This is a genomic window from Streptomyces sp. NPDC048275 (genome assembly GCF_040652275.1).
In the GTDB taxonomy this organism is placed as follows: domain Bacteria; phylum Actinomycetota; class Actinomycetes; order Streptomycetales; family Streptomycetaceae; genus Streptomyces.
In genome coordinates this window covers 26,895-41,897 of record NZ_JBEZLR010000087.1, presented here as the reverse complement: position 1 = coordinate 41,897, position 15,003 = coordinate 26,895, and the positions used below count along the sequence as shown (strand labels likewise).

Annotated in this window: 15 protein-coding genes and 3 pseudogenes; 8 read left to right on the top strand and 10 right to left on the bottom strand. The window is 68.9% G+C overall.

The window, feature by feature from the left end:
• Positions 1-127 precede the first annotated feature (127 nt).
• Positions 128-775 (top strand): tetratricopeptide repeat protein, encoded by a 648-nt coding sequence (locus tag AB0D57_RS36045; protein WP_362083189.1) that lies wholly within the window; start codon positions 128-130, stop codon positions 773-775.
• A 21-nt stretch (positions 776-796) separates the two neighbouring features.
• Here AB0D57_RS36045 and AB0D57_RS36040 read toward each other — a convergent pair.
• The 3 genes and pseudogenes from AB0D57_RS36040 to AB0D57_RS36030 form a co-directional block, all read right to left on the bottom strand.
• Positions 797-1,654, bottom strand: a pseudogene (locus tag AB0D57_RS36040) (IS5 family transposase); the annotation flags it as partial.
• 120 nt (positions 1,655-1,774) lie between these two features.
• Positions 1,775-3,694 (bottom strand): hypothetical protein, encoded by a 1,920-nt coding sequence (locus AB0D57_RS36035; RefSeq protein WP_362083186.1) that lies wholly within the window; start codon positions 3,692-3,694, stop codon positions 1,775-1,777.
• Between the two features lie 286 nt (positions 3,695-3,980).
• A complete protein-coding gene (locus AB0D57_RS36030) occupies positions 3,981-4,808 on the bottom strand; it encodes a class I SAM-dependent methyltransferase (RefSeq protein ID WP_362083183.1) in 828 nt (275 codons plus the stop codon).
• Positions 4,809-4,880: 72 nt separating this feature from the next.
• Here AB0D57_RS36030 and AB0D57_RS36025 point away from each other — a divergent pair, with 72 nt between their 5' ends.
• Positions 4,881-5,483 carry a TetR/AcrR family transcriptional regulator gene (locus AB0D57_RS36025; RefSeq protein WP_362083180.1) on the top strand — a complete coding sequence of 201 codons (603 nt, stop codon included), beginning with the start codon at positions 4,881-4,883 and terminating at the stop codon, positions 5,481-5,483.
• A gap of 60 nt (positions 5,484-5,543) precedes the next feature.
• Here the strand turns inward: AB0D57_RS36025 and AB0D57_RS36020 are convergent, their stop codons facing one another.
• A complete protein-coding gene (locus AB0D57_RS36020; RefSeq protein WP_362083177.1) occupies positions 5,544-6,833 on the bottom strand; it encodes an ISL3 family transposase in 1,290 nt (429 codons plus the stop codon).
• A 29-nt stretch (positions 6,834-6,862) separates the two neighbouring features.
• The gene (locus tag AB0D57_RS36015) at positions 6,863-7,039 is read right to left on the bottom strand and encodes a transposase family protein (RefSeq protein WP_362083192.1); all 177 of its coding nucleotides are present in this window, start codon (positions 7,037-7,039) and stop codon (positions 6,863-6,865) included.
• Between the two features lie 423 nt (positions 7,040-7,462).
• Between AB0D57_RS36015 and AB0D57_RS36010 the strand changes: the two genes are divergently transcribed.
• A complete protein-coding gene (locus tag AB0D57_RS36010; RefSeq protein WP_362083174.1) occupies positions 7,463-8,068 on the top strand; it encodes a hypothetical protein in 606 nt (201 codons plus the stop codon).
• A 231-nt stretch (positions 8,069-8,299) separates the two neighbouring features.
• On the opposite strand, the gene AB0D57_RS36005 is transcribed toward AB0D57_RS36010, so the two are convergent.
• Complete coding sequence (locus AB0D57_RS36005; RefSeq protein WP_362083171.1) at positions 8,300-8,446, bottom strand: hypothetical protein; 147 nt, start codon at positions 8,444-8,446, stop codon at positions 8,300-8,302.
• 498 nt (positions 8,447-8,944) lie between these two features.
• Between AB0D57_RS36005 and AB0D57_RS36000 the strand changes: the two genes are divergently transcribed.
• The gene (locus AB0D57_RS36000; protein ID WP_362083168.1) at positions 8,945-9,349 is read left to right on the top strand and encodes a hypothetical protein; all 405 of its coding nucleotides are present in this window, start codon (positions 8,945-8,947) and stop codon (positions 9,347-9,349) included.
• 360 nt (positions 9,350-9,709) lie between these two features.
• Here AB0D57_RS36000 and AB0D57_RS35995 read toward each other — a convergent pair whose 3' ends face one another.
• Positions 9,710-9,916 carry a hypothetical protein gene (locus AB0D57_RS35995; protein WP_362083165.1) on the bottom strand — a complete coding sequence of 69 codons (207 nt, stop codon included), beginning with the start codon at positions 9,914-9,916 and terminating at the stop codon, positions 9,710-9,712.
• Between the two features lie 166 nt (positions 9,917-10,082).
• On the opposite strand from AB0D57_RS35995, the gene AB0D57_RS35990 reads away from it, so the two are divergent.
• Positions 10,083-10,424, top strand: coding sequence for a DUF6207 family protein (locus AB0D57_RS35990; RefSeq protein ID WP_362083162.1), 342 nt, complete (start codon positions 10,083-10,085; stop codon positions 10,422-10,424).
• Between the two features lie 86 nt (positions 10,425-10,510).
• On the top strand, positions 10,511-10,831 hold the full coding sequence (locus AB0D57_RS35985) for a GYD domain-containing protein (RefSeq protein WP_362083159.1): 321 nt from the start codon (positions 10,511-10,513) through the stop codon (positions 10,829-10,831).
• Here AB0D57_RS35985 and AB0D57_RS35980 read toward each other — a convergent pair.
• Positions 10,824-10,967, bottom strand: a pseudogene (locus AB0D57_RS35980) (transposase); the annotation flags it as partial. The gene AB0D57_RS35985 and the pseudogene AB0D57_RS35980 sit on opposite strands and share 8 nt — an antisense overlap.
• 50 nt (positions 10,968-11,017) lie before the next feature.
• On the opposite strand from AB0D57_RS35980, the pseudogene AB0D57_RS35975 reads away from it, so the two are divergent.
• Positions 11,018-11,935, top strand: a pseudogene (locus tag AB0D57_RS35975) (IS5 family transposase).
• Positions 11,936-11,939: 4 nt separating this feature from the next.
• Here the strand turns inward: AB0D57_RS35975 and AB0D57_RS35970 are convergent.
• Both AB0D57_RS35970 and AB0D57_RS35965 read right to left on the bottom strand, forming a co-directional pair.
• On the bottom strand, positions 11,940-12,374 hold the full coding sequence (locus AB0D57_RS35970) for a hypothetical protein (RefSeq protein ID WP_362083156.1): 435 nt from the start codon (positions 12,372-12,374) through the stop codon (positions 11,940-11,942).
• Between the two features lie 48 nt (positions 12,375-12,422).
• Complete coding sequence (locus AB0D57_RS35965) at positions 12,423-13,043, bottom strand: L-threonylcarbamoyladenylate synthase (protein WP_362083153.1); 621 nt, start codon at positions 13,041-13,043, stop codon at positions 12,423-12,425.
• Positions 13,044-13,320: 277 nt separating this feature from the next.
• Here AB0D57_RS35965 and AB0D57_RS35960 point away from each other — a divergent pair, with 277 nt between their 5' ends.
• The gene (locus AB0D57_RS35960) at positions 13,321-14,157 is read left to right on the top strand and encodes an AfsR/SARP family transcriptional regulator (protein ID WP_362083150.1); all 837 of its coding nucleotides are present in this window, start codon (positions 13,321-13,323) and stop codon (positions 14,155-14,157) included.
• The last annotated feature ends 846 nt before the right edge of the window (positions 14,158-15,003 follow it).

Genomic DNA, 15,003 nt, shown 5'->3' with positions numbered 1-15,003 from the left:
CAAGGCGAGTTGGACATCTGATCGGGCATGGTCGGCGCCCCTGGCCTGCGGATTCCGGTGTCTTGATCCCCTACACCACGTGGCGGGACGCCATCTGCCATCATCGTCCAACGGGAGGGGTAGGGGCATGCAAGGACAGGGTTGGATCGAACGTGCGGGAGAGCTGTTCGAAGCGGCGATGTTCGGAGGGGAAACGTCCGCGCTGGACCGGTCCGATGACGTGCTGGACGCGGTCGAGGCGCCGCTCTCCATGGCGCGGGGCAAGGTACTGCACGTCCGCTTCCTGAACGAGCGCGAGGAGAACAGCGAAGAACTGGTGCTGTTCGAGCGCGCGGCCGAGTTGTACGAGCGTCTGGGGGATGCGTCGGGCCAGGCGGACGCGTTGTTCTGGGTTGGTTGCTGGCACCAGGTGGTCAAGGGCGACGGCGCCACCGGCAGGCCATACTTCGAGCGGTCGTACGAGCTGGCGAAATCCGTCGACGACCGGATGACGATGTCGTATGCGATTCGCCACCTGGGCTTCGCCGACAAGGACGCAGGCCACTTCGATCAGGCCCGCGAGCGGCTGACCGAATCACTGACACTGCGCCGGGAGATCGGTTTCAGGCCCGGGGAAGCGGCCGGCCTGGTGGCGCTGGCCTACCTCGCGGCCGAAACCGGCGACCCATCGGCGGCGTTCCACCACCTCGACGAGGCCCAGTCGGTGGCCGAAAGCTGTGGTGCCAAGGCCGTGTTGGGGTGGATCGACCAAGCCCACACACTCATCCGCTCATAGCATCTGACTGGAAACTGCTGGTCACAGCCACTCGTTGAGGACTGCGACCAGCACGGTCGCCTCGTAGCGAACGGCGAGCTTGTCGTACCTCGTGGCCACGACCCGATGGCGCTTGAGGCGATTGATCCCGCACTCGACGGCATGCCGCTCGCGGTAGTCGCTCTTGTCGAATGTTGGCGGCCGACCGCCTCGGGAGCCGAGCTTCTGACGGTTTTGGACGCGGTCCGCCGGGACTGGGATGGTCGCCTTGATTCCGCGTCTGCGCAGGTAGGCCCGGTTACTGCGGGAGTCGTACGCCTTGTCGGCACGCACCCGGTCCGGGCGCCTGCGGGGTCGGCCCCGACCGAGCCGGGGCACCCGGATCGCTTCCAGAACCGGTTCGAACTGCGGCGAGTCACCCCGCTGACCGGCTGTGATCACGACCGACAGTGGCCTCTGTCCCTGCTCGATGGCAAGGTGGATCTTTGTGGTCAGCCCGCCCCGGGAGCGTCCGAGACCGTGGTCGGCCGGCTCGACGGCGATGCCGCCGGGCGGCTCCTTTTGAAGGTCCCCCTTTTCGCCGCCCCGGCGGCGTGCTGGTGGGCCCGGCAGACGGTGGAGTCGACGTTCACGTCCCAGGTGATGAGGCCCTTCGCATCCGCCTCGGCCTGGAGCTGGGTGACAATCCTGGCCCAGGTGGCCATCGCGCTGCCAGCGGCGGAACAGGTCGTAGACCCGGTCCCAGGGGCCGTAGCGTTCCGGCACGTCGCGCCAGGGGGCACCGGTCCGGGTCCGCCACCGTATGCCGTCTATGAGCTGCCGCCGCGTCCACACCGGCGGACGGCCCGGCTTGATGCCCTGCGGCAACAGCGGCTCCAGCCGGACCCACTGCCCGTTCGTCAGATCACCACGTCCCACAGGGCGTGATCATCTACGACCAAGATCCACTTTCGCAACAGGTCCTAGGCGTGCCGGAGTTCAGCGTCGGACCGCCACGGTCTCCGTGCGGAGTGTCGGTGTTCAGCGCCGGGCTGCCACGGCTGTCGCGGCCGCGGCCAGGATGCGGTGCAGGACGGGGACTGGGATCGCCGGGTTGGTGACCGCTGCGCATGCCGTCTCGCGGTCGTGCAGCAGCCCGGCCAGGACGCGGGCTGGCAGCCGCGGATTGCGCACCGCCGTGCCGCGGACGTAAGCCTCCGGGTCGTTCAGCAGCCGCACCGCGTCGGCCGGTGACAGCCGGGGGTCCTCAGCCGCGCGGCGGCGCACCTCGGCTTCGGGATCCCGGGCCAGGCGTGCGACGTCGGCCAGTGTCGACTCCGGATCGTCCAGGGCCAGTCGGCGCATCCGCCCGCTGGGGTCGGCGGTGTAGCGCAGCAGGCCCGTACGGGGGAAGTTGGGGTGGCTGCGGGGCCGGTCGGGGTGGCTGAAGCTGCCGTCCCACCAGCGCCAGACCTCCAGCAGCATGTCTGCCGGCGCGTCCTCGCATGATTCGGCGAGGAACAGGCGGACCACCCGGTCCTCGTCCCGCGCCAGGCGCGCCACGACATCCGGCGGGAGATGCCGGGCTCGGGCCACACTGCGGCGGACCAGTGGGTGGGACGACGCGGCGAGACGGCGCATCGCGTCGGCGTCGCCGTGCAGGTCCTCGACCCAGGGAAGGGTGTGCGACATCGACGTCGGGTCGAAGTCGTGGCACACCGCGGCACGTTGCTCCTCGGTGAGGTCGGGGCGCAGCGCCACCGCGGAGCGGATGTCGTCCTGCGGGTCCTCCGCCAGCACGGCGACGCCGTGCGCACCCAGGCCCGGGTTGGCGGCCAGCGCCCGACGCATCCCCGCGTCCCCGTCCCGGACCAGCTCCGCCTCCAGCTCGGGCGCGAGGCGGCACCGTTCGAGCGCCCGCCGCGGGTCGGGCAGGGCGGCGAAAACCTCGCGAGGCATGGGTACGCCGATGTGGTGGGCGAGCAGCGCAGCCGTTCGCACCGCGTAGTCGGTGTCGGCCAGCAGCCGCTCCCGCAGCGGCGCAGCGAGGTCCTCCCACCGGGCACAGGCCGCCGCCCGCACCCGGGGATCGGCGTCGGCCGCGAGGCCAGGGAGGTGCTGTGCGGGGAGCCCCGGGAGTTCGGCGGCTCGCGCGCGGGACGGGTCGGCGAGGAGGTCGTCGTACAGGTCCTCGGGGAGTTCGGCGCCCCAGATGCAGGCGTGCTCCGCCCAGAGCACGCCTCGATTCGGCGACGGCTCGGCGCGGACCAGGTGTACCCACTGATCGGATGTGAGATTAGGCCTGAAGGTGTCGGCGGGCCTTGACCGCACCCGCGGATCGGGGTGCGCCACGGCGGCGTCGAGGACGGCGGGCCGGTCGCATCCGTGCAGGAAGCCCTCCTCCACATCCAGCAGCCGGATCAGCAGTTCGTCCGTCGCGGCCGGATTGGACCCGATCCCCTCCGCCCAGTGCAGAGGCCACGCATGTCGGCCGGGCACCGCTGCCCACACCTCGGCGCGCTCGACCTCCGTCTCACGCCCGGCGGCTGCGGCGGCCTCCTCCAGCCGCTCCGGCAGTCGGTCGAGGGCCGTCACCCGATGCCCGTCCGCGCCGGGCACCTCCGCCAGCAGCACCTGCCCGTCGAGGGAGAGCGCCACGAACCCGGGGGCGCCGGTCAATTCCGGCATGCCGCTCCCGGCGTGCCGAACCCGGGTCCACCAGGAGTCGTTGCCGCCGATCCGGTGCCTGAGGACGGCCACCAGGAACTCGCCGTCGACATCGCAAAGACGGCGCCACCACGCGGCATCGAGCGCTTCCCGGGCCACGCCGTCCGGCGCCGCGATCCCCCGCGCGATCCGCCAGCCGGCCTCCGGCGGGAACAGGCTGCCCGGGCGCACGTCCTCGACGACCGTGAGTCCGGCGTGTGCGAGTAGTTCGTGGAGTTCGTCTCGGTGCTGCACGCGGTCATGACCCCCTGATGGCGCTATCTGAATCTGGTTCAGGCAAGATTTTCGTGACGAGTGACACTAATCCGGATCACACACGGGGATGACTCCTGCCCAGAGTGTCCTGCCTACGCGCACCGCGCTGATGAAGCACCTAGCCCCGTCTGCATCGTCACCGGCACCGGCCCGGCAACTCCCGGCCGAGATGGTCGCCCACGCGGCGGCCGCGCTCCGCCGACGCCCGGCAGAGCGTTGAACGGCCGAACGGATTCGTGGGTCGGCGGCGGCGTTGCCGATGGACTCAGGAGGTGCCGACGCGTACGGCGGTCGCTGCCAGGGTGCTGTAGTTCATTGTGAAGCGTCCGCCCAGGGAGTCGATGGCGCTCCCGACCGCGTCCAGTATCTGGGCCAGCTGATCGGGGCGGAGTTGGGTGAGGCCGCCGGTGGTGGGTAGCAGGTCCAACCATTGGTCGCGCGTGTAGGACTGCTCCCAGGCGAATCGCCACTGTTCGGGAGCGTTGAACTGTTCGGTCTCGCGGATCTTGTCGGCGAACTTCGCGTATGCCGCCTGGTAGAGGCCGAGCGGACGTCGGGCCGGTTGGCCGTCGAACGGGGAGTCGGGCGCCGCCCGCCGGTAGGCAGCGGCGAACGGTTCGGCCACCTCGGTTGGCGGCTCGTACGCGTGTCCGAAGATCGCCAGCCGTCCCCCTGGACGCAGCACACGTGCCGCCTTCACGACGCCGGCGACCGGTTCCACCCAGTGCCACGACTGGGCGGCGATGACCGCGTCGAATGTCCGGCCGACCGGCTGCCAAGCTTCGAAGGTCGCCACCTCGACCTGCAGGCCACGGGCTCGCGCGAAGTCGGCCATCCGCGCATCGGGCTCGATGCCGAGCACGGTGCAGCCGGCGGCCTGGAACTGGCGGGCTGCGATGCCGGTGCCGCAGCCGACGTCGAGCACGTCAGAGCCGGGGCTTCCGGCGACGATCCGTGTCACCAACGTATCGGGGTAGCCGGGCCGGGCCTGGTCGTAGCGTTGCGCGTCCACGCCGAACGACTCGGCCATCCGTCGGGCCTCATGCGGCTCCGCCGGGGATGATTCTGGTTGCTCTCGCGGTAAAGTGGGCATGCGCCCACCTTAGTGGGCGCATGCCCACTGGGCAACGGTTGCCAGCGGGATGAAGTACGAGAGGATCTGTGAATGCCGACTGGGGTGCATCTTCGCGACGCGCGGCAGCAGCTGTTCGACGCTGCAGAGCGCGTGCTTCTGCGGGACGGGCCGAGCGGGTTGACCAGCCGGGCCGTCACCGACGAGGCGGGCTGCGCCAAAGGTGTCCTGCACCGGCACTTCTCCGACTTCGACGCCTTCCTCGCCGACCTCGTGCTCGACCGGGCCGCGCAGCTCGAGACGCAGGCGAGTGCGCTGCGCGAGTCCGCCGGCACCGGCGCGGTGGCCGACAACCTCACCAGCGCACTGGCCACCCTGTTCGGACCGATTCCGGTGGCAATCATCCCGCTCATCACCTTCCGGGATGAGCTGCGCGCACGGCTGCGGCAGGCCAGGCCCGGAGGCGGCATCGCGATCCTCGCCGAGGCCGCGACCGCGATCTCCGCTTATCTGGCCGACGAGCGTGAACTGGGCCGCATCGCGGCCGACGCCGACATCGACTCACTCACCCTCTCGCTGGTCGGTGGCGGGCATCTCCTGTTCGCAGACCGCGACCCCGGCCCGCCGGACTTGGCAGCCGTCAACAAGCTCGTGACAGCGGTTATCGCCGATGCCGTGCAACGACGACCGTCCTAGAGACCCCTGGGCGTCGGCAAACGCACATACACCGACCGCGATCGCTTCAGCCTCCCGCCATCATGTGGCGAGGACGCTCACGTCATTTCTTGAAGTGAACGAAGCAGTGAACGAAGCGGCGAGCAGGACCCGCTTGCGGAGCAAGGGGGGCCCGGCCCGGTTGAACATCTGCCGCTTCAGCGTTTTGAGTCTGTTGACGTGTCCCTCGACCACGCCGGAACTGTAGTCCGAGGTCAACCCGGCCAGCACGGCGTCGATGTCCTGACGCAGGAATCCGGCGAAGCTCTTCACCGGGGCGGGCGCGGTCTGCTCGGCCTGACGGATCCAGTCGTGCAGGAGGAAGCCGCGGCGGTGACGCAGCAGGTCGGTGAACGCGCGGGCAAAGTCGCAGGCTGCCGCGATGTCCGGGCAGGCGAGTCGTACTTCGTCCAGTCCGGCGGCATCACGAGGTGACAGGCTCTCGCGGGTCTGCGTGATCCAGCCGGTGAACCGGCGCGGCCTGGGTAACTCGGCGGGGGCCGTGGGTGCGGTGCCGGCGTGGACGGTGCGGAGGTAGCGGGTGAGGGTGAAGTAGCCGCCCTGGTAGCCCTGTTCACGCAGCTGCTCGAACAGGGCAGTGCCACTGGTGTTTCCGCGGGCGAACTCGGCCTGGAGGAAAGGCTTGAAGCGGTCGAGCGGAACGCTACGGCGGTCGCGAGCCGAGGCGAGCAGCATGTCGAGGTCGGTGTCGCGGTAGTGGCGCACGGTCTTGCGGTCCAGGCTGAGGCGCCGGGTGATCTCACTGACCGGGTAGCCGGTCGCGACCATGCGGTTGATCTCCGCGTGCCGGTTCAGAACCCGCTGGACGATCAGGGTCGGCGGCAGGGCATCGAGCAGCGGCATCTGGATGGGCCGGTCCTGGCCGTGCTCGGCATGCTTCTTCAGGCAGCTGCGGTGCTGGTGGCAGACCTTCTCGACGGCTCGGTACAGGCCCTGGAGCAGGTGAAAGCGGTCCGCAACTTGTGTGGCGTCCGGGCAGGCGGCGGTGGCGGCTCGGCTGTAACTGCTGTCGCGGTCACGGCAAATGATCTCGGCGCCGGGGTGGTCGGCCAGCCACGCCGTGAGGGTCTCGGACGAGCGATCGGGCAGAAGGTCGATCACTGCGGATGTATCGACATCGACGAGGATGGTGCCGTAGGTACTGCCCTTGCGAAACGCGAAGTCGTCCACGCCCAGCACCCTCGGACTGGACGGGGCTCTGGTGGCCGGCGGATCGGGCAGAGCCGTCAACAGGCTGATCAACGTGACCCGGCTGACCGCTACCGCGAGGACTGCCGCAATCCGAGCCCCGGCCCGGCCAGCCAGAGCCAACGTGAGCGCCAGCAACAGGCAGCGGATGGTCAGGCCGTCGACCTGTTCGACGAACGTGCGCGCGAGCAGACGCGTTGGTCGCAGAACAGGCGGCGTACCGTCAGGTCGATGACCACCGGCCGCCCGGCGATGGCGGTATCGGCGCGATGCCGTTGGTATCGGCTGTGTACACGGCGTGCGGAAGTCCCGCAGCCCGGGTAGGCCACTGCCCGGCCTTCCTGAGTGCACGCGGTGACATGCACCGTGCCACCCTCCACGAACACCCTTTCCACCCGCACCGACTTCAGGTGTGGGAACGCGATGCCCAGAAGCTCGTCACACGTACATGACGATGCCAGAAAAATGACACTCCGTCACTCATCACGAAATTCTTGCCTGAACCTTGGATCTCCTCACCCTGTGCTCAGCGGGGGACGGAGCTGCTCTCCGAAGTTCCCCACCTGCAGGCCACTGCTCTGCATTCAGCGGAGTCCCCGCGCCTGCGGATTTGCCCGTCGGCCGTCGATTCGGGGCCAGGCTTCGGCAGCCGTATCCCCTGGGTGCGCACGGCCCCCTACGGGACACATTCCCGGGTTCGGTGGGGGACTCCCCCGATAGGCCGGAGGCCAGCGGCCTGTGAGTCTGCCGGTATGACCTCCAAACTCGTGGGCGTGCAGAGCCCCGCCCTCATCGCTCCGCTCCTGCTGGTGCTGTACGGCCTGCTGCGACTCGTCGACGGGTTGGACGGGGAGCACGGACCTGGGCTCGCCTGGAACCTCGGACACACTCTGTTCTTCATCGGCTTCGTACTCTTCGGCGTGGTGACGGTCAGGCTGCGTCAACTCGTTCCCGCCGCCACCATGCGCAGGCGTCTCCTCGCGAACGTGGCCGCAGCAGTCAGCCTGTTCGGCGTCGCCTGTTTCCTATGGGTGATCCTCGGTGATCTGTTCGCAAACCTGGACACCGCGGCACCCTTGCCTGAACCGCTGGAGATGATCGGCCCACTTGCGTTCCAGTTGGGCTGGCTCACCTTGCTGGTCATGCTGGTGGCCGCCAAACCGCGTCTGCTGCCCGCTTGGAGTCCCGTGCTGGTACTCGTGGGCTTCCTTCTGTTCGCGGCCAACCTCGACCTGCTGCCGATCGGCGCATTGCTCCTCATGGCCGGGCTGACTCCTGTGGCCCGCATATCCAGGCCACCGTCCGCCACGGCACCAAGGACAGCCGGCCTACCGGAAGAGAATCCGTCTTCTCGTTGAGGGCGCAACCAAATGGCGAGTGAAGACCGTCCCTGGCCGTTTTCAATCAAGAATCCCCATCAGGGACCCTCATGAGCGGAACCGGCGATCGATGTGCTGACCTCCGGCGGCTCGACGGCGACTTCGGGGAGCGGACGATGCCATGGCTCAGCTGAAGATCCGGGACCTGGCCGAATTCTTGCGTCAGGCACCACGACGACGAGACCTTGAGCAGGACGGGATCCGGCTCGTCTACGACGGCACCGCCCTGCACATGTCCACGGCCGACGCCCCGGACGCCGCGATCGCCCGCGCTGATACCTGCGGGTTCACCACCGAACCGTGGAAGGTGACCGCGTACCGCGCCAGCATCACCAGCACGGAGGTGTGGCTGCGCATCCTCATCAAGGAGCACGGCGACCACCTCATCGACGTCTCTCCCTTCACGACTGCCCACGTGCGGCGTCCCTCTGCTGGGTGTGACGTCCGGCCGCAGCCGCGGCCGGTACCTGTGCCCCATCGACGGGTAAGTCGTCACCCTGGGCCAGACCTCCGTCCAGCTCGACCGTCCCATGCGACTGATCTGGCAGCCCGGCGAGTTCGGACGCTGGCAGGTCACCGAACCGAGCCAGTTCGACGCGCAGCGCCTGGAGGCGCCACGTCCCGACCGAGTGGACACCGTGCCGAGCTTGGGCGACCAAGGGGCGCAGCCAGTTTCGATGATTCTGCCTCGCGTGCCGGAGCACTGCCCGCTTCCGTTGGAGTGAAGAACTCGATGAGCCGCTGCCCTCCCAGGCCTCAACGCGGCATGGTTCCTCTGAGGCAATCAGGGTCGAAGGGAGCAGGGTTGTGCATATGAGGCGTATCGGAACAATCCTGAGCGCTGCCGCGCTCACCATGCTGGCCATTCCGACGAACGCTCACGCCGCAGCAGTCGCCTGCGGCGGTGGTGTGTCGACCGGCCGGGTGGCCGTCAACGGCTGCATCAGCGCCCAACGCGGAAAGGAAGGCCGAATCTACACTCGGGAGATCACGGCGTACGTCAAGGCGCGCAATACGGGGCCGAGGGCGGTGAACGTCTCCTACGAGGCGTTCTTTCGTGTCGTCGACGGTGGTTACTGGGTGAAGTTGGGCAGCGGTCGCACCTATGTCCCGGCAGGTGGGGCCGTCGAGCCCACGGAGGTGGGAAGCTCGACCCGCGTGTGCGGGCCGGTGAAGGTCGAGATTCGTGTACACGCCCGTGCTGACGGGGCCGCCTGGAGCGGGTGGTCTACCGCCGGCACGGCGCAGTGCCAAACCTGAGCGGCCAAACTGCGACCGCTCCGCTGCAAACGGCAACTCCTCAGCTAGGTAGGGGAGATGGGCGGAACGTCGTTCTCGAGCACGATCGCCAGCCACCTGGGAATCGAAGGTTCTGACACAGGCACTGACCTTTGGGCCCGCGCCGCCGACGCCATGTCGTTCGGTTCCGCAGTGAGGACATGGGTGAGCACCGGCGGTGGGGAGTTCCTTGGTACCCCGTACAGCGTCCAGGAACCGTCGGGCCCGGCGGCCGGGCGCTATACGCCCCGCGTCCCGGCGACCAGAGCCACTGGGCCTGGTCCGGCGACTCGCCCTGCCCCGGACAGGCAGGGCGGGTGGTGCCCGGTCAGGCCGCGCTGTTCACGACCAGGTGCAGCACGTCATCGAGCGCCAGCCGCAGCGCACACCCCTCGCCGAAGCCGCCCGGCTGGGGGAGTCCAGCACGGGCACGAACCGCGCCGCGACCGGGGCGAGCCTGCCGTGCGACACCTTCGGACCGGCCGCGCGCAGTCCCGCCCGGTCGGCTTGCGCGCTCGCCCCGCCTTCGGCCTGTATCGCCGTCGCCATCAGGTGCTCGAACTCGTCCGGTCTCCAGGTCTGCTTCCCAGCCCGCCACACAGGTCGTCCAGCGTGGCCAGCGCCTGGTCCATGCTCGTCCTGCCCGGACCCTACTCGGTCGGGTGATGACGCCGAATCGGCGGAACCCTTCGGGCTGTTGGGCGTAGTGCCGTATATGGATTCGATCAACGAGGCACACCTGAAGGAGCCGGGGCTGGTCGTCATCGACGTCGCCGTCTCCTGTTCCGCCCGGGGGCGCCTCCCGGACACGAAGGAGGGTGCACCGCTGTTCGCGCCCGAGGAGCGCTCGGGACGCACACGGCGACGCCCCCGGCCTCGCGGCGGACCCTCGGAGCCGACGGGCGCGCAGACGAGGAACCGCCCCACCATTCCGTCTGACGCGTCCTCAGCGCCGACCGCCGAGGGCTCGATAGGGTCGCTCCGGCGTCTACCGGCGGGCCAGGGCGAGGGCGATTGGGACCGGCCGTGGACCGGCGGCCCGCCGCTGTCCGGGTGAATCCGGCCGTGTGGTGAGTGGCAGGCGACGAGCCTGGGGGAAGGCCCTTGCACAGACCGGACAAATGATGGGCAGGGAGCGTCCCGATGCCGAAGTTCCTCATCCAGGCGACCTACACACCCGAAGGCACCAAGGGGCTGCTTGAGGAGGGCGCGAGTGGCCGCCGCGCCGCTGTCGAGCAGGTCGTCACCGGCCTCGGCGGCACGCTCGAGGCCATGTATTTCGCTTTCGGTGAGGACGACATCGTCCTCATCCTCGACTTTCCCGACCCGGTCTCCATGGCCGCCGTCAGCCTCACCGTCAAGGCCAGCGGCGCCCTTCGCACCCGGGCTACCCCGCTCCTCACCCTCGACGAGATTGACGAGGCCGCCCGCCGACAGGTCGCCTTCCGCGCCCCTGGCGCGTAGCGGACGAGATGAACGCGTCCTTCGCGTCCGTCTTGGCCTCACCGGGGTAGAGGTCGGCGATCCGCCGCATCGTCAGCCCGGGCAGATAGGCGACTGGACACCCCATGCCCCGGGCGACCGCCAGCGGCACTAGGCCTTGTCCGGCCGATCATGTGACTGCTCCGCGCCGGACTCGTTGATGTGGGCATGGGGCGGGGTGATCTGACGAATGCCGAATGGGAACGGCTGCGGCCGTTCCTGCCGGTCAGCAACGGGCGTTGCGGCCGGTGGCGGGACCATCGGCAGGTGATCGACGGGATTCTGCACCGGGTCCGAACCGGTGTTCAGTGGCGTGACCTGCCCGAGCGGTTCGGCCCGTGGAGGACCGTCTATGCACCGGCTGTGGTCCGCGGATGGGACGTGGGAGCGTCTGCTCCAGCAGGTTCAGGCAGCGGCGGACGATATCGACTGGGACATTTCGGTCGACTCCACCATCGTCCGCGCTCACCAACATGCGGCAGGCGCCCGCACCGACCCTCCGCCGGCACCCGCTTCAAAGGGGGGCGAGCAGGCAGAACACCAGGGCGAAACGCCGTGGCAGAGCCTGGTCGCCCGTCTGGTGGAGGTGGTGCTGGAGGTGAGGGCCTGGGCCGTTCGCGGGGCGGGTTCACCACCAAGCTCCACCTGAGCGCGGACGGCCGTTGCCGCCCGCTGTCCCTGATCGTCACTCCAGGTCAGCGGGCGGACTGCACTCAGTTCGGCGCCGTCCTGGAGAAGATCCGCGTTCCGCGGATCGGCCCGGGCAGACCGCGCAGGAATCCCGACAGCCTGGCGGCCGACAAGGCATACAGCAACGGAACCGTCCGCAAGTACCTGCGTCGCCGGGGCATCCGGCACACCATCCCGGAGAAGACCGACAGCCAGGCCGCCCGCCTGCGCAAAGGATCACGCGGGGGACGGCCCTGCGGCTTCGACGAGAACCGCTACAAGAAACGCAACACCGTCGAACGGGCGATCAACCGCCTCAAGCAGTCTCGAGCCGTCGCCACGCGCTACGACAAGCGCGGCTACGTCTTCCTCGGCACCGCCACCGCGGCGTCCGTTGCGATCTGGCTCCGAACGTGAACTCCTATGCGACCCAACAGTAGACATTCTGGCTCTGGCGTCGGGCGCTGCTGACGAGAGCAGCCAGATCGCTCAAGATCACTTCGGCGATCTCCGTGTCAATGACCTCGCCGTCCTCCGCCCGCTGCAAGGACCATGCGAGAGCGGCATCCTTCAACTCGGACCGCTCAGCCTCGGCGAGCGCTGCGGACAGACGAGGCGAGATCGCAAAGACGACGCACCCGTCATCGTGCTGGCCGGCGACGAGACGAGGCTCGTCAGCTTCGACGAGGTCGTCGAAGCTGACGCCGGCAAACAGGCACTCCCACTCGATCACGGCCTCTTCGGGATCGAAGTTGCCGAAGGAGAGCGACTCGAATGCGCGTCGCGGCCCGGTCTGAAGAACCAGAGCTGCTGACGCGTCATCCGGAGCCGCGAAGAACTCGACGATGATGCTCACCCAGGCATCATGCCGGACCGCCCATGACCATGATCGGCCGGACAGCTCCTAGTCGAACCGCGCGGGGTCTCCCGCTCCCCGGCGTACGACTTCGGGTTCCCCCTGAGAGAAGTCGACGACGGTTGTCGGTTCGGTGCCGCATTCACCGGAGTCGATGACCGCGTCCACCACGTGATCGAGTCGCTCCTTGATCTCCCATCCCTGGGTGAGCGGCTTGTCCTCGTCGGGGAGCAACAGAGTGCTCGACAGCAACGGCTCGCCGAGTTCGGCGAGAAGTGCCTGGGCGACGACATGGTCGGGAATCCGGACTCCGACGGTTTTCTTCTTCGGGTGCAGCAACCTGCGCGGCGCCTCCTTCGTCGCCGGAAGAATGAACGTGTAACTGCCGGGCGTAGTGGCTTTGATCGCGCGAAACGCCGCATTGTCGATCCGTACGAAATGGCCGAGCTGCGCGAAGTCCTGGCACATCAGTGTGAAGTGGTGCCGGTCGTCGAGCTGCCGAATCGAGCGGATCCGCTCGAGGCCATCCCGGTTGCCGATCTGGCACCCGAGTGCGAAGCAGGAGTCGGTCGGATAGCTGACGAGACCTCCGGCACGGATCATCTCGGCCACCTGGCCGATGATGCGTTGCTGCGGGTTCTCCGGATGCACGTCGAAGTACTTGGCCATGCGCTGAGCTTAGATCCGCAGTGGTCTCGTTCCCTGTTCAGTTGTGTCGCGGGTCTGCCCTTCTGCAAGCACGGCGACCTTCGGCAGGACCCATGAACCTCTCCATAACAGACCGGTGAGTCTGTTTTGCTAGCCTCTTGTCGCCCCGGCTGCGTGGGTGCGGGTCGGTGAGCTCCCGTCTTCTGGGTGTCCGTGAAGGTTTTGGGCTCATTGACAAACCGTCCGTGCTGTTTTTTAATCGAGGGTCGGGTGGCGTACACCGGTGAGGGGAGACGGCGTGGACATCGGGCTGTTGGGTGCACTGGATGTGAGGGAGAACGGGGTGTCGATCACTCCGAGCGCGCCGAAGCCCCGGCAGGTGCTGGCACTGCTGGCGCTGCACGTAGATCAGGTGGTTCCCCTGTCCGCGCTGGTCGAGGAGTTATGGGGGGACAGGCCCCCGCGCAGTGCCCGTACCACGCTGCAGACCTATGTGCTGCAACTGCGTGAGCTCATCACGGCCGCGCTGGGTGCCGCGGCACCCGGCCAGGAGTCGCGGCGCAGCGCCAAGGAGGTTCTGGTGACCTCGCCCGGCGGCTATCTGCTGGTCGGCGGGGGCGGCGTCAGTGACGTGCGCGAGTTCGACCGGCTCGCGGGTGTGGGTTACCGGGCCATGGACGCGGGGGACTTCCCCGGCGCCGCCCGCACGCTGCGCGACGCGCTCGGTCTGTGGGCCGGCTCCGCCTTCGCCGGCCTGCAGGCCGGGACACAACTGGCGGTGGAGGCACGGCGGCTGGAGGAGAGCCGGCTGTGCGCCCTGGACCAGCGCATCGAGGCCGATCTGCGGCTGGGCCGCCACCGCGAACTGCTCGCGGAGCTGACCGTGCTGGCCAGCCGCTACCGCACCCACGAGAACCTGCACGCTCAGTACATGATCGCGCTCCACCGGTCGGGACGCCGCGGCGAGGCACTCGGCCTCTACCAGCGGCTGCGCACCACGCTCATGCAGGACCTCGGTCTGGAGCCGTCCGCCCGGCTGCGCCGACTGCAGCACTCGCTGCTGACAGCCGCGCCGGCGGCGGGTGGCGTGCTGCCCCCGCAAACTCCCGTCACCCTTCTCGCGGGGATTGAATAGGCCCGGCTGCGCACCAGGTGTGCGGCCCCGACGTGGCGTGGCGTGTGGCACCCGCTGCCCGGGCTCGCACCCGCGTGCGGGAGTCCTGTGTGGTACCTGGCACGGGCCCTCCAGTTGGCCGCGCCACGACCGGCGGCCCGTGTCTGCCGCAGCGGACGGCCCGGTCGGTGTCCGGCGCCGGCCGTGCTCGCCGGCCTCGCGGTGATGCTTGCCGGTGTGCTGCGGCTCGAGGCTGCGATGGCCGGAGGCCCGGGTAGACCTTCCGGTCGCTGGGCCCGGACTCGCTGTCGGCCGTCGGGTGCATCGCCGCCGGGAACGCCGTAGGTCCTGTCGTCGCATTCCTGTCGTCCGCCCGGAGGGCGGGCCTCGCGCCCGCCACCGACGGCGGGGCGACGGCGGCACCGGTGGTGGACGTTCTGCGCGTGCCGCTCGCCGGATCCTGTGCCGTGGTCGCCTGGAGGTGGCCACTGACGCCGCGTGCGGCCCGCTGGCCATGGCTCCCTGCTCGGGGGCGAGTTCGTCGCGGAGATCAACCGTGTCTGCGGTCTCGACGAGCGAGTCGGCATCCTCTGCGGTCGCCATCAGGGCGCTCTGTGTCCGACGGCTCGGGGAAGAGGTCGGGTCGTGTCCGGCGGCGCCTCGAACACGCCAGAACACGCGGCCGGCCCACGCGGCCCGTTCGGGACCGGCGCGTGCGGTTCAGGGCACCCGCCGCCTTGACTTCCGTCCGGCCGGTGATGCGGATGCCGCCGTTTCTCGTGCCCGCGCGCGAGATTTTCGAGGATAACCCTTTGAACTGGGGTGAAGGCGGAATCAGGAGTTCGATTCGAGTGGCTATGCAAGCAT